Source organism: Streptomyces sp. NPDC047869, assembly GCF_040704065.1.
Taxonomy (GTDB): domain Bacteria; phylum Actinomycetota; class Actinomycetes; order Streptomycetales; family Streptomycetaceae; genus Streptomyces.
In genome coordinates this window covers 15826-29361 of record NZ_JBEYRK010000042.1, presented here as the reverse complement: position 1 = coordinate 29361, position 13536 = coordinate 15826, and the positions used below count along the sequence as shown (strand labels likewise).

Below are 13536 nucleotides of genomic sequence, written 5' to 3'. Positions count from 1 at the left end.
TTCACTGTTCGCACCGGTCAAGTGGCCCGGGCATCACCAGATCGGGCAACCCCTGCGGAGTCTGTGTGGCCGTGCGTGATCGCGGTCAGGAGCCCCGTGTTCCCTGGCCCCCCTCGCAGGCGCCGGCGAGTCCAGGCAGGCCGTGCCAGGACCGCTGCCGCTACGTGAGGGGGCTATCTGTGGCCTGGGACGACACCGAGTCCGCCACAGGTACTGGAGCGTCCTCGGCGGAGGCGCGTGCCTTCCGCCATGGCAGGAGCAGCGCGCTGGCCATGCACAGCAGACCGGCGATGAGCAGGGCGCCGCGGACTCCCGTCGCGGCGGCGATGAGGCCGCCGGCGATCATGAAGGCGGCCTGGCACGTCTTCGCGCCGACGGACCAGGAGGTGCCGACGCGGGACATGAACGCGTCCGGTGTGGCCTCCATGCGATACGTGGTGAACGACGGGTTGAAGACCCCGGCTGAGAAGAGCAGGCCGAAGTCGGCGGCCACGATGACGAACACGCCGAGGGCACCGGAGGGCGTCAGCGGCAGCAGGATCGTCCACAGCGTGCGTGCGACACCGGACAGCAGCAGAATCCGGCGCTGTCCGAATCGCCGGGTGAGCAGTGGGGTCAGGCGTGAGCCCAGCACGCCGCCCAGGCACGGCAGCCCCAGGGCAAGTCCGTACTGCCACGGTGCCAGACCGAGGTCATCCAGCATGAGGACGGCCATCAGCGGCGATGCCATCATGACGGACCCGCCGAAGAGCAGAGCGTTGAAGAACAGCGGGCGCAGTACCGGGTGTTGTAGGAGGTAGCGCCAGCCGGCGGCGATGTCGCGGCCCAGGTGGGAGGTGGCGGCGCGTTCAGGTGGCGCGGGTTCGGGCTGCCGGATGCGGCCGATGCCCCGGGCCGATCCGAGGAAGGACAGGGCGTCGACCACCAGCGTGGCGGCCGCGCCCAGCGCCCCGACCAGGAGCCCGCCGACAGGCGGGCCGGCGCTGACACTGATCCAGTTGGTGGTCTCGAACAGGCTGTTGGCACGCAGGCGGTGCTCGGGCAGGACCAGTGCCTTCAGATGTGCGCCGCTGGCCGCGTCGAACGCGACGGACGCGGCCGTCTGGAGAATGCCGACGACACACAGCTGGGCGAAGGTCAGCCGGCCGAAAGCCATGGTGATGGGAATGCTCGCCAGCACCGCGCAGCGGGCCAGATCAGCGGCGATCATGACCGGCCGCTTGTACTGGTGCTCGATCCGCACACCGAGCGGCAGGGCGATCACCGCGCTGGCCACCGCGGACATCGCGGCGAGCAGGGAGACCTGGAACGCCGAGGAATCCAGCACCAGGAGAGCAACCAGCGGCAACGCCCCCATGCCGACGGCACTCCCCGCCGCGCTGACCGCGTAGGCGCCCCACAACCGCCGGAAGTCCCGCCCGAGCGCGCTCCGCTGTACCAACCGAACTCTCCCAGGTGTGAAGGCGCTCAGCCAGGTGTGAAGGCGCTCACTGGCCGTGCTGGAGTGGTTCACCGAGGCCGGCACGCCGCCGGTGCGGCCACCTCGTACTCGCTGACCGTTCGTCGTCTCGGCGCGTGCTGGGCCTCGCGGCTGCCGCTGCGCGAGGTGGCGGCCGCGGTCACCGCGAGCGCGGCGCCCCATGGCCCGCCCCCGCCCGAGGAGTTGCGGACCGCGCTGCGCGCGGCAGTGGCACAGCACGCGCACGCCGACCGGTGAGGACGGGAGCTCAGTACGGCAGGATGCGCCCCGAGGGGGTCCGGCGGTCGATCTCCTGCTCGCGCGGGCCGACGGGCCGACGGGCCGACGGGCCGACGCGTAACCGAATCCGGCGGTCCATGGCGCCCTCCTCCTGCCGGCGCCGCCCTGTGGCGGCTTCCCGGTAGGAGGTCCGTGCCCCGCGCAAGGGCGGCGAAGTCAAGGAGGGCACAAGGCATGACGTCGTCACGGCTGTTGGCGAATCGGCTTGCCGAACTCGCCCGGTCTGTCCGGTCCCCTACCGCCCGGCCAGGTACGCGCCGAGCACGGGGTCAAGCCGGGTGAGCCACTCGGTCAGCCGGGCCGTCCGGCGGGCGTTCAGCTCGCACTCGAACACGCTGCCGTCCCACAGCCGGACCGTCACCGTCAGCCGGTTGCCCCGCGGGGTGCGCACCACCCCGGCGATCTCCGCCCACTCGAAGTCCGCCGCCGCGCCCCCGACTTCGAGGATGATCCCGGTCGCGTTCACGACGACACGGCTGTCCCGGTCGGTGAGTACCACCTCGGGCGGGCCCAGCGGGACGGGCGGTCCGAACCCGTACGGGCTCGCCGGCGGGGTCGCGGGAAGCGGCGGCGGCTGCCGGTACACCGGGGGGGCCGGCGCGAAGGGCTGCGGGGCGGGCGGGGCGTACGGGGAGGGCGCCGGGGGAACGGCGACGGTCGGGGAGTACGCCGGCGGACCCGGCTCCCAGGACTCTCCCGTGACCATGTCCAGCAGCCGGGAGGGCGTCGGCCGGGCCGCGGGGTCCTTGGCCAGGCAGGCCGAGACCAGGTCCGTCAGCCCGGCGGGCACGGCGGCCAGGTCGGGCGTCTCGTGGACGGAGCGGTACATCAGCCCCATGGGTGTGCCCTCGCCCCAGGCGCTGCCACCGGCCGCGGCGACCAGGACGGCACCGAGGGCGAACACGTCGGCGGCGCCGGTCACGTCGTGGCCGAGGGCCTGCTCGGGGGCGAGGAAGCCGGGAGTGCCGAAGGCGGTGCCGGTGGCGGTGAAGCGGGTGGACTCCACTGCCCGGGCGATCCCGAAGTCCAGCACCCGGGGTCCGTCCTCGGCCATGATGATGTTGCCGGGCTTGAGGTCGCGGTGCACCAGGCCGCGGGCGTGGATGGACTCCAGCGCCTCGGCGAGGGCGGCGGCCAGCGCCCGCAGCTGCGGCTCGTCCATCGGGCCCTCGGCGGCGAGCCGGGCCGCGAGGGTCGGCCCGTGGATGTAGGCGGTCGCCAGCCACGGCGGGTCGCCGTCGACGTCGGCGTCGACCACGGAGGCGGTGTGGAAGCCACCGACCGTGCGGGCCGCCTCGACCTCGCTGCGGAACCGCTCCCGGAAGACCGGGTCCGCCGCCAGCTCCGGCTTGGCCACCTTCAGCGCGACCGCGCGCCCACCCCGTGTCCGGGCCAGGAACACGGTTCCCATCCCGCCCTCACCGAGCTTGCGCTCGACGAGGTACCCCCCTATCCGCTCCATGCGCACAGTATGACGGCAGGTCCACCGTGCTCCGCCACCCGACGACCGGCTCGACCGGAACCCTGCTGCGCCGTGGTCGCCTCTGCCTCGGGCGTTCTCCTGCTCGCTTCGATGTCCCTCGTGTGCGGCATCGCCGCGTGACCCCCACGAACTGAAACGGCTGCGGGGAGGAATGCCCCGCCGCGCGCTGGCGCACAGGCCGCGTCGGCAGGCGGCTGCGTCAGCGTAGTGATGGGCGCCGCCGGCCTGGCCCGGGTGGCGGCGCCGTTCGGAATCGCCCTCCCCGCTCCGGCCTGACCTGCTCGCCAACGAGGCGCACTCCCCCGCCAGTCATGACTGGCTGTTGAGAAATCCGATCGTGACGGCCCCCCCACCACCCGAGTTGGGAGAGAACGGCCGAGATCACTCCACGCACCAGCAGCCGCCGCGGGGGCCACGCGCTCACCTGATCGCCCAGGGTGCGGTGCAGAGCTTGCGCGTGCACTCCGTGGAGCGCGATCAGGAGGACGAGCACCAGCTTTACCCGTGTGAGGGGTGCCCGTGGGTCGGGATCGAGGGCGATTCCGCTCAGCACCAAGCCGGCCAGCCCCGTCCACACGGGCACGTGCAGCGGGCCGGCGAACTCCAGTGACTGGCGCAGGCTCCGCCTCCCCAGCAGCCACAGCATGCCGGAGTAGTCGATGGTCAGCACCGAGCCCAGTCCGACGACCAGCGCCCCCAGATGCAGGAACAGCGCGACTGTACGCACCGCGGGACCGGCCTCCACCTGTAACGCCGCCCCCCGGCCCGGCCGCACCCACGACAACACCGCCGCCCGCCACGACCACATCCTGGCCCACCTACGCGCCGCCAGCCTCGGGGCGCCGGCGGACCTCGGCTTCCGGGGCCTGGACAACGATGTACTCGACCCTGTGATCGTCACCAGCTTCCACGCCAGCCGCACCCACAAGCTCACGCCCGGTGAGAAGATCGCCAACCGCGTCCTCACTGTCGGACGCGCACCGGTCGAACACGGCTTCGCCCACCTCAAGAACTGGCGGATGCTCACCAAGCTCCGTACCGATCCCGCTCGCGCCACGCGCCTCCTGCGTGCCCTGCTCGTGCTGACAAATCTCGGGGTCAACCGCTCAGACAACGTCCAGCCCGTCCGGTATCTGGGAGCGTGTCTCAGTGATGGACGTCGTCTGAGCGCTTCCGTGGCGAGTGAGTAGTTGCGTAGTTGCGTTGGCTGGCCGAGCACTAGCCGTCGGTGGTGTGCTGGGTCACGGTGGGTGCCACTTGAGGCCACTGGCTGTCACCGATGCTCCGCTGGAAACGGTCCGCGAGGTGAGTCGGACAAGGCTGAGGTGGTGGCCGGGCGTGAGACAGGCCCGGTCCGCTGTGTCCCGGACCGGACCTGTCTGGTGGGTGTGGGTGCCCCGCAGGGCGGGTGCGTGTTACGGCAGGGTGGCGAGGGGGATGTCGACGTAGGACTCGTCGCCCTCGGGGGAGGTGATCTCGAGGGCGGCTGGGATGGTGTTGTCGTCCGAGAAGAACGGGTCGTAGCTGTCGATGATGAGCTGCAGCTGGCGGCCCCTGGCGAGGACGTAGTGTGCGGGCTGGAGACGGAAGGTCACCGTGGCGGTCTGCTGGTCGGTGAGGGTGTAGGGGGCGTGGGTGATGATGGCGGCCCGGCCGGTGGCGGGGTCGCAGTCCAGCAGGTAGGCGACGAAGGTGGCGTTGTTCGTCTGCGGCTTCACGGTGACCTTGGCCTCCAGGTCGCCCTGGACGCGCATGGGCTGCTCCAGCGGCGCGGTCGTCCAGACCGCGGCGACGTCGCGCTTGATGTCGGCGGTTTTGTAGACGTGAGGCAGTCCGGCACGCTCGGCCAGGCCGGTCTGGACGAGCTTGGGGGCGACGACGACCCCTGTGTCCGGGCCGGCGGCCTGCACGGAGCGGGTCCAGCCCGGCTGCGGCCGGCCCTGTGCCATCGGCGCATCCTGCTGCCCGCCAGGCACAGCGCCGAGGTGGAAGCGCTGCTTCGGCAGGGCATAGCTCGCCCAGTCGGGGTGGGTGAGGTCGGACAGGAGGTTGTGCATGTACTCCGAGCGGATGCCGAACTGCGGCGTCGCGCCGTCACCGGCGTGGCCGCCGAGGTGGTGGTCCATCCAGCGGTAGGTCATCTCGGTGGGCTTGGAGATCCCCCCGAACAGGCCGGGCAGTTCGCCGTTGCCGTGGTCGCCGATCTGCACCAGGAGCGATTTGGGGCCCTGCAGCCTGGTGAAGAGGTCGACGACGGCGGGAACGGAGAAGATCGTCTCGTGCCAGTAGGTGGTCATCAGGACCGGCAGCTTGCGGTCGTTGTAGGTCTTCAGGTGCTGCATCGGCGAGCGGAGCCGGGCGAACTCCCTGACCTCGTCGTCGATGACGTTGTCGCGGATCTTCTTGATGATCTTCTGGAACTCCGCCGAGCAGCGCTCCTCGTGGAACAGGGCCACGAGCGCCTCGAATGCCTTGATGTGCCGGGTGCCGTTCTCGAAGAGCGAGGTGAACAGGTCGCCCCAGGCGCTGGCGCCGGCGACGGCCTTGACACGGGGGTCCTCCGCGGCCAGCAGCAAGCTGGTCCCGGCGCCGTAGGAGGCGCCGAAGCACCCGATCCTGTCCGCGTCGACGCCTTCCAGACCGCTGAGCCAGTTGAGGATCTCGACACCGTCGGCCACGTCCTGGGGCCCGGCGACCTGGATCTCGCCCTCAGAGCGAGCCAGGCCACGCTGGCTGTAGGTCAGGACGGCGTAGCCGCCGAGCGTCAAGCGCGGGATCGTGCCGAAGTAGGCCAGGCGGCCAAGGTCGTTCAGCGGGGCGGGCATGACGATGGCAGGGCAGTTCTGTCCCGGAGCGAGGCTGCGCGGCATGCTCAGCCCGGCATCGATCCGGGTCCCGTCCGCCATGGAGATCGGAAACTCCTGGTACTCGGCGATCTCAGCCTGCACCTCGAAGGTGTCGGCAAGTCCCCACTGATCGAGCATGCCGATTCGGCGCGGCGACGGGTCGAGCAGCGCCGCGCGGATCGCGTCCAGCATGGCGACGTTATCGGGGCTGAGAGCGAACGGGTTCTCCGGGGATCCGTTGACCGGCATGGATGTTCCGCCTTCCGCGGCAGTGTCTCTGACGGACTGTCATAAACATGGTCGTGCCGGTGTGATCATTTCCGGCGAGCGAACCGCGCCCGCCACTCGAACGAGTGACGGGCTGCTGGTGATACCCCGAATGGAACGATGCCGGATTCCGTGCTCGGCTTGACAGACGATCTCCTCCACAGACTGAGTTGTGGTCCTCCTCGTGCAGTGATCGGCTCGAACGGCGGTATGCCCCTCCCCTCGGCCGTCGGCTTCGTCCAGGAAAGCGGTGTGGCATCGGTATCGTCGACGGGGCGGCGGCACACGGCGTCCAGGGCGAGCCACACCGCCTGCCAGAGCGAGCAGTCGTCGATCCTGCTCGCCACGGGCAGGCCGCACGCCTCGCAGGCCAAGTTCGGCCCGTCGGCTCCGTCGAGGCCGCAGCAGTAGCCGCCGCACTTCTCCAGAATCGGCACGGCACCGCGGGTGTCTCCGGGCGCGATGACGATCGCGCCGGGCGCGCTGTAGGACAGGGCGTAGACCGCGGCGTAGATGCCGCGAGTGGCCACCCCGTCCGGATCGATCTCCTCCCACCTCCGCCACGGCGGCCCCGAGGGCTCCGGATCGACGGCGAACGTGCCCGACTCCATGAGCACGGGGAGCTGGATCCCGTTCCCGTACTTCTGATGGGCGTGAACCGGCAGGGTGACCTGGGACAGCGGGGCGGTCAGTTCGGCGCCGCACCCCGCACACACGAAGACGAACAAATGCCCTCCGCTTGGGAAGCAGCATCGCCGCAGTCGGCGGCGGCCGAGCCAAGGCGTTTTTCGTCCGCCGCGGGGCCGGAGCGCCGCCGCGACGTGGACCTTCGGCTCCAGCGCGAACCGGTGCCGGCTGTCGCCCAGACGGCCGCGCGCCGAGGGCCTGTCAGGGCTCGGCGGCCATCCCTCGGCCCAAGCCTCGCACAGGCTTCGAAGCCCCAGGGGCCTGTTCCTCGTCCGCGTCGCGCTCTGCCCCGTCTGCGTTCCTGCCCGGATCAGGCGGTGCGGCCGGCCTTGAGATGGGTTGCGGTGTCGACGACGACGCGGCGGGCCTGGTACCGGGCCGCCTGCAGGGCCAGTTCTCCGGGCGGGCCGTCGCCGGCTGCGTGGGAGGTGCCGTAGGGGTTGCCCGAGCGGAACTGAACAGGGTCGGTGTAGCCGGGGGGCACGATGATGCCGCCCCAGTGGTAAAACGTGTTCGCCAGCGCCAGGAGAGCGCGCGTTGCCCTGGGGTCTGCTGCGTCTTCGAAGGAGTTTCACCCGAGTTGATGTGAACGGGGTTGTCATCCACGGCACCATCCGCTGTCGCCGCATCCCCTGGAACAGGATCGACGATCTCGGCGTCCGCAGAGCTCCGCAATCAGGGAGGGCTGAGGCATTCGTCGACACCGTGGACGGACGTCGTCGTTCGTTGCCCCAACTCAACGACTGGCAAGTGGAAGGGCTGCACACTGAGGTGCCTGCACACCGAGGTGGCTGCACTCCGAAAGATCGGGTCCCAGTATGGCGCCCGCACGTGGGAGAGCACGCCCGGGGTCGAGCAGCCCTTCCGGCGAGGCGGTAGCGCTGTAGGACCGACAGTGCGCTAACTGGTGGGTCTGATCGATCCGGGTTATCCGCGCGGTCAGCCTCTCGCTGGGCAGGCTGGTGTGCTGACGCTGGGTGGCCTGGGAGGCCGTCTCCGTCAGTTGGTCGGCGTTGCGAAAGAGTCAGGATAGTTGCGCCCGCAGTCGGTTGACGGTACGGGAGGGTTGGAGATCACGCCGCCGCGACAGCAGCCGGCGGCCGCTCTCGTCGATCGCGACGCAGTGATGGTGGGTCTTTCCTGCGTCGATGCCCCCTGCTCGGCGATCATTCGCAATTCCTGAGCGGCAGTCGAGTCGTCGTGGGGCGCCGAGCGGCCAATCGTCTCCAGCTACGAGCAGCAGATCAGTCAGGGCCACACTCAGCGCCCCTGGGCGGGTGAACCACACGAAGGGTTCACCACGCCCCGCAGCACAACGTACAGATCAGTCACGGGTTGACCTCAAGTCTGGTTGAGCTTCTAGGTTCGGGGGTGCCGATGTCGACGTACCGGAGAGGAACGGCCATGAGGACGCTGGTGCTGGGAAGGTCGCCCGCCAGGGTGACGGAGGTACTGGCCACGCTGCGTGCGGACGGCTTTGACGCGGAGGGAGTGAGCACCGATGAGGAGGCCCAGAAGCTGTTGGAGAGCGAGGAGTTCGGCGTTCTGATCATTGGAGGAGGCGTGGAGCCGGACTCCCGCGTCACACTCAAGGAGTTCGCGGCGAAGCACCGGGTGCAGCGGGTGATCGATGGCGCGCTGACGGAGCCGTTCGACGCCTACGTGCGGCGGGAATTCGAGCCGCTGATCCGGGAGGCTGCCGCCAAGGGGTGACGGCCATGGACCATCTGGATGTGGACGTGGATGTGGATGGGACGCCCTCACCTGGAGTGGTCGTCCCATCCACCGCGTTCCCGGGATCTCGTCGTCGATCTGCACTCAGAGTGCGGTCAAGGCTCTCCAACTCGGAACCCCCACAAGATGCCGGCTCCCGCCCACGCTCGCACGCCCCCCCACCCAGCCTCATCGCTTGAATGAGCTCGTCCAAGCGTTGACCGAACGGAGTCCCATCATCATGCCGGACACGGCCGAACCGACCCCTCGTGCAGTCCTGGCCCGTTATCAGCGGGCGATGCTCGACAGGTCCGCAGACGACCTGGCCAATCTTTACGCGCCCGATGCCGTCCATGAGTTCCCGTTCCTGTTCCCCGGCATGCCCGCGCGTTACCAGGGGCGCGAGGAGGTCCGCGCGGGCTATCGGGCGGCCTGGGGTGCCAGTCCAGCCCGGCCCCAGGAGATCGGTGAAGTCGTCGTGCATGAGAGCACCGATCCGGAGGTGATCACTGTCGAGCAGGTCGTGACCGGCACAGTGGCCACGACCGGCCAGTCCTTCAGGTTTCCCGGTCTTCTGGTGATGCGCGTCCGCAGCGGCCAGATCGTGCACGTTCGCGACTACATGGACGGGCTCGGCGTGGCTCATGCCTTGGGCCGGCTTGCCGCCGTCGCCGCCGGCCTCGGTGACCGTTCCTGAACGACCAGGCGCTGAAGCTCGGTCGGGTCGAACGCCTCGACCTCCCACTGCACGGCTGCCCAGGATCGAGCCTGTACCGGCCGACGAAGCGATGCGGCTGCGCCGTCTGGACGACTGACCGGAAGCGTTACGCAGGCAGCGGCGGGGCCCAAGGGCCCCGGCTGTGTGCCCGTGGGACGGTGTGTCAGACCCTGGGGTCCGCTGTCGCGGCGGGACTGACCCATCACAGCTGCTCAGCGCGGGTCTGGGTGCCGCGTCTGGCGTGCGGCTGCTCCATGGGGTGGGTTCTGCGTTCGGGGCGTGGCCAGGCGGCCCGGGAGAGCGGGTTGTGTAGTCACCGCTCCCCGGGCCGGTGCCCCTACCGTGGTGTGGCGGCGAGCAAGGCACGCGACCCCTGCTCGCCGGACGCGGTGTAAGAACCTCTAACGGAAGGCCGCCATGCCACCCTCCGCTTCCTAGTGGCTCGGTCCGGCCGCGTATGCCAGCGGAGGGGCGATTGCCTGGGCATCCGCTCCCTCGCCGACCCACAGCGCGATGAACAGCGCGGCGGTCGCTTCCAGGAGTCCCGCACGTTCGAGACCGCCGCCAGCCACGGGTTCACAGCCCACGTCCCGTGCCAACTCACGCACACGCACGAGTGCCGTCTCGTCGTCCCCGCAGACCGGAACAGCCAATGGTCGCCCATCGAAGACGGGCGGCCGCATGCGCCACACCTCCTCGTGGCAGAGGTTGAAAGCCTTGACCACATGGGCTCCCGGGGCCGCCGCAGCCAGTTGCTGCGCGGCGGAGGGACCGCCTTCCGTCAGCAGCCGGAAGCCCGGCCCGACCGGGTTGGAGCAGTCCAGCACCACCTTGCCCTCCAGGGCCGCGTGCAGGTCCCGCACCACGTCTACTCCCGCCCCGAAGGGCAGCGCGGCCAACACGACCTGACCGGAGGCGGCCGCCGCGCGCAGACTGGCAGGCTTCGCGCTGCCTCCCATGCGCGTCGCCAGCCGCTCAGCCTTGTGTGGGTCCCGTCCCCCGATAGTCACCTCGTGCCCGGCCCGCACCCAGTGGGTGGCGAGCGCGTCGGCCATGTTGCCCGTGCCCAGTACACCGATCCTCATCACGCGGTCCCTCTCCGTGCCTGCTTCGACCGTTCGCACCGACGCTAGATGGCCGTTCGGGCACCATTTGGTACGTGACGACCGACGCCTTCCTCGCCGACTGCCGCGCCCGCCTCGCCTTCGACCTGCTCTCCAACACCTGGAACGCCGTGGTGCTCTGGGCACTGCGTGACGGCCCCAGGCGCCCGGTCGAACTACGAGAGCGGATCGGGGGCATCAGCTCCAAGGTTCTCACCGAGACTCTGCGCCGGCTGCAGTTCAACGGACTGGTCGACCGGCAGGCAGATGACGACCGCCCATCACGGGTCGAGTACCAACTCACCGTTCTGGGCCGGACCTTGCTGGCGCCCATCGACGCCGTCGGTGCATGGGCCTTCGAGCACGGCGATGAGGTTGTGGCCGCCCAGGAAGCAGCATGCACTCCCGACCCGCAGTCCCCTCGTCCAACTTGTTAGTGCTCTGACCGCATAGGTTCGCCGGGTTGATGGTCGAGGTGGGGCCCACGGAGGCGATTGGATGTGAGCATCCGTGGCAGCGTCAGGAAGAAGTTGCGGCAGAACCGGTGCGAGTCCGCTTGTAACGTGCGGGTGTGGTGCCCACGTGGCGTGTGAAGTGTCGGTTCAGGTGGGCTTGGTCGTGGAATCCCACGGTTGCAGCGACCTCGGCGGGCCGGTGGCCGTCGAGTAGAAGTCGACGTGCCTGATCAATGCGCTTGCCGGTGAGGTAGCTGTGTGGCGGCAGGCCGTGTGTCTGCTTGAAGCAGCGGATCAGGTGTGTGGGGTGGGCATGCAAGATGGCGGCGGCCTCGCGCAGGGATATGCCAGGGTGTATCCGTGAGTCCAGTAGTTCCCGCAGCTCGGCGGCGAGCCGGCTTGCCTCACGCCCCGGTGTGCGAGGCTGGAGCGCCTCAAGGCGGAAGTGGAGCCGTTCACGGATGAATGAGAGGCGGGACTCGGCTTCGAACCCGTGTCCGGCGTGGACGAGAGCGGCGTGCAGTTGGTGGATCCGATGGCGCAGCAGCCCGTCGTTGATGACCGGAGCGTCTACCGCACGGCCGGCCAAACGCTGCGGGAGTACGGAGTCGTCGAGGTAGAGGTTGCGCTTGCGGAAGCCTGACGCCGTGACGGTCCGACCGTCGTGGGCGACGCCGGGAGGCAGCAGGAGAACGCTGGCCGTACCCGTCGCCCCATGGCGGCGGCGGTCGAGGGCGAAGTCGACCGAGCCGTCGTCAAGGATCATCAGGTCCCACGTGTCGTGAGTATGGGCCGGGTACGCGTGGTCGGTGAAGTGTGCGTGGAAGACCTCGGCGATCCCTGGGACTGACGGCCTTCAGGCGCTGATGGACGTGCGGGGTTGGTCTCCGGTCATGTCAGGAACGTACAAGACCGGCGGAGTCCGGGCGCGGCAGGATCGTGACGCCGCCGGAGGGGCTGAGGAGTCGCTCCTGGTTGACCGGCCCTGAGGAAGGATGCTGGATGCCCAAGTCTGTTGTTCCTGTGAACCTCGCCGACAAGCTGTCGCAGTTCAGCGAGCTGTGGTCGCAGAAGAAAGTGGCGGTGCTCAACGACTACGAGGTCAAGCTGGCCAAACTGAAGGGGGAATTCGTATGGCACACCCACGAGGACACCGATGAACTGTTCCTGGTCATCAGCGGGCGGCTCACCATCCAGCTCAGGGATGGCGATGTGGTGCTGGAACCTGGCGAGTTGTTCGTGGTTCCCCTCGGGCTCGAACACTGCCCCGTGGCGGACGAGGAGACCGCGATCCTGTTGTTCGAACCGGCGGGAACGATCAACACCGGTGACGCAGGAGGGCCGATGACCAAGGCGGCCGAGATCCTCAGTTGACATGGAGGGCGTGGCGTCAGGCCGCGGCCCTGAATGGGCGTCCGCCCCAGCGGATGCCTTTCTCGCTTCGGATGCGAGCGCGTTCCTTGCGTTGGGCGGCCAGGACGTCGCGGTGGCGGGCGTTGGCGTTGCGCCAGCCCAGGTAGGCGTGCAGAGCGCGCATCTGCACGGTTTGGTTGGGGTGGTGGGAGTTGGCGATGGTGAACTGCCTCAGCGGTCCGAAGTGCGCCTCGATCGGGTTCGCCCAGGAGGCGTAGGTCGGGGTGAAGCACAGCTCGACCTTGTTCTTCTTCGCCCAGCGGCGGATGTCGGTGCGCTTGTGGGCAGACAAGTTGTCCAGGATTACGTAGATGGGCGCGCCGTCGGGCCGGGTGGCGCGGATCGACTTCAGCGCGGCCAGCGTGTTCCCGACACCCATCCTGCGCCGGTTGACACCCCACAGGGTGTCGTCGCCGACCGAGTAACAGCCGTGGAAGTAGCGCACCCCGTGGGTGCGGTGGAAGGTGGCGGACACCCGGTCGGGATGCCCCTGCCTGGCCCAGACCGCGCCTGCGGTGGGCGGGATCGCGAGCGGGCCGAACTCGTCGAAAGCGAAGACCCGGTCCGGGAAGCGGTCCAGCACCTCCTCGATCCGGTCCAGCTTGGCGTCGCGTTCTGGGTCCGGGGATTCCTTCCAGGTCTTGGTGCGCTGGAAAGTGATGCCACGGCGGGCGAGCAGGCAGCGTAATGCCTCGCGGCCGATACGGATGATCCGGCCGTGGACTTTCCGCAGGTAGGCAGCCAGCTTGCCCAGTGACCAGCGGGTGAAGGGCTGACCGAGCTTGGCCAGTCGGGTGGTGGCCGTCTGGATGAAAGTCCTCGTCGTCAAGACTGAGCAGGCGGGGACGGCCTCCCGCCCACTGAGGGTCCAGACAGGCCAGGCCGATCTCGTTGAACCGGTGGATCATATTGTCCTCGTCGGCCTGCACCAGCTGCGCGATCACTGGTACCGCGCCTCCAGCGGTCGGATCGGACGTCACCACACATCCAACCGCCACGACCGCCAACCCGGCGAACTTATGCGGTCACAGCACTAGGCGGCGCGCAGTGGCGAGTTCGCCGCCGCCGACTCGACGCTGGCCGAGCTGATCG

Annotated in this window: 12 protein-coding genes and 3 pseudogenes; 6 read left to right on the top strand and 9 right to left on the bottom strand. The window is 69.3% G+C overall.

Annotated elements, in window-relative coordinates:
• Positions 1–160: 160 nt before the first annotated feature.
• Positions 161–1441: an MFS transporter gene (locus tag AB0924_RS34985; RefSeq protein ID WP_366913609.1), complete on the bottom strand. Its 1281-nt coding sequence runs from the start codon at positions 1439–1441 to the stop codon at positions 161–163.
• Between the two features lie 63 nt (positions 1442–1504).
• Here AB0924_RS34985 and AB0924_RS34980 point away from each other — a divergent pair, with 63 nt between their 5' ends.
• Entirely contained in the window at positions 1505–1717 is a 213-nt protein-coding gene (locus AB0924_RS34980) for a hypothetical protein (RefSeq protein WP_366913608.1), read from the top strand.
• Between the two features lie 277 nt (positions 1718–1994).
• Here AB0924_RS34980 and AB0924_RS34975 read toward each other — a convergent pair whose 3' ends face one another.
• The gene (locus AB0924_RS34975) at positions 1995–3221 is read right to left on the bottom strand and encodes a serine/threonine-protein kinase (RefSeq protein WP_366913607.1); all 1227 of its coding nucleotides are present in this window, start codon (positions 3219–3221) and stop codon (positions 1995–1997) included.
• 220 nt (positions 3222–3441) lie between these two features.
• Positions 3442–3969 (bottom strand): hypothetical protein, encoded by a 528-nt coding sequence (locus tag AB0924_RS34970; protein ID WP_366913636.1) that lies wholly within the window; start codon positions 3967–3969, stop codon positions 3442–3444.
• Between AB0924_RS34970 and AB0924_RS34965 the strand changes: the two genes are divergently transcribed.
• On the top strand, positions 3902–4432 hold the full coding sequence (locus tag AB0924_RS34965; RefSeq protein WP_358939821.1) for a transposase family protein: 531 nt from the start codon (positions 3902–3904) through the stop codon (positions 4430–4432). The genes AB0924_RS34970 and AB0924_RS34965 overlap by 68 nt on opposite strands.
• A 225-nt stretch (positions 4433–4657) precedes the next feature.
• Here AB0924_RS34965 and AB0924_RS34960 read toward each other — a convergent pair whose 3' ends face one another.
• The 3 genes and pseudogenes from AB0924_RS34960 to AB0924_RS34950 form a co-directional block, all read right to left on the bottom strand.
• A complete protein-coding gene (locus AB0924_RS34960; RefSeq protein ID WP_366913606.1) occupies positions 4658–6337 on the bottom strand; it encodes a CocE/NonD family hydrolase in 1680 nt (559 codons plus the stop codon).
• A 203-nt stretch (positions 6338–6540) separates the two neighbouring features.
• Positions 6541–7083 (bottom strand): annotated as a pseudogene (locus AB0924_RS34955) (hypothetical protein); the annotation flags it as partial.
• A 269-nt stretch (positions 7084–7352) separates the two neighbouring features.
• Positions 7353–7585 (bottom strand): annotated as a pseudogene (locus AB0924_RS34950) (NAD(P)H dehydrogenase); the annotation flags it as partial.
• Positions 7586–8446: 861 nt separating this feature from the next.
• Here AB0924_RS34950 and AB0924_RS34945 point away from each other — a divergent pair.
• Both AB0924_RS34945 and AB0924_RS34940 read left to right on the top strand, forming a co-directional pair.
• Entirely contained in the window at positions 8447–8755 is a 309-nt protein-coding gene (locus AB0924_RS34945) for a hypothetical protein (RefSeq protein WP_358939828.1), read from the top strand.
• A 196-nt stretch (positions 8756–8951) separates the two neighbouring features.
• Positions 8952–9452 (top strand): nuclear transport factor 2 family protein, encoded by a 501-nt coding sequence (locus AB0924_RS34940; protein WP_358939830.1) that lies wholly within the window; start codon positions 8952–8954, stop codon positions 9450–9452.
• Between the two features lie 455 nt (positions 9453–9907).
• Here AB0924_RS34940 and AB0924_RS34935 read toward each other — a convergent pair whose 3' ends face one another.
• Positions 9908–10558, bottom strand: a complete 651-nt coding sequence (locus tag AB0924_RS34935; protein WP_366913604.1) for an NAD(P)-binding domain-containing protein — start codon at positions 10556–10558, stop codon at positions 9908–9910.
• Positions 10559–10632: 74 nt separating this feature from the next.
• On the opposite strand from AB0924_RS34935, the gene AB0924_RS34930 reads away from it, so the two are divergent.
• A complete protein-coding gene (locus AB0924_RS34930; RefSeq protein WP_358939835.1) occupies positions 10633–11013 on the top strand; it encodes a helix-turn-helix domain-containing protein in 381 nt (126 codons plus the stop codon).
• An 82-nt stretch (positions 11014–11095) separates the two neighbouring features.
• On the opposite strand, the gene AB0924_RS34925 is transcribed toward AB0924_RS34930, so the two are convergent.
• Complete coding sequence (locus AB0924_RS34925; RefSeq protein ID WP_366913634.1) at positions 11096–11869, bottom strand: AraC family transcriptional regulator; 774 nt, start codon at positions 11867–11869, stop codon at positions 11096–11098.
• Positions 11870–12033: 164 nt separating this feature from the next.
• Between AB0924_RS34925 and AB0924_RS34920 the strand changes: the two genes are divergently transcribed.
• The gene (locus tag AB0924_RS34920) at positions 12034–12405 is read left to right on the top strand and encodes a cupin domain-containing protein (RefSeq protein ID WP_366913603.1); all 372 of its coding nucleotides are present in this window, start codon (positions 12034–12036) and stop codon (positions 12403–12405) included.
• 16 nt (positions 12406–12421) lie between these two features.
• Here AB0924_RS34920 and AB0924_RS34915 read toward each other — a convergent pair.
• A pseudogene (locus AB0924_RS34915) lies at positions 12422–13451 on the bottom strand (IS630 family transposase).
• Positions 13452–13536: the final 85 nt, after the last annotated feature.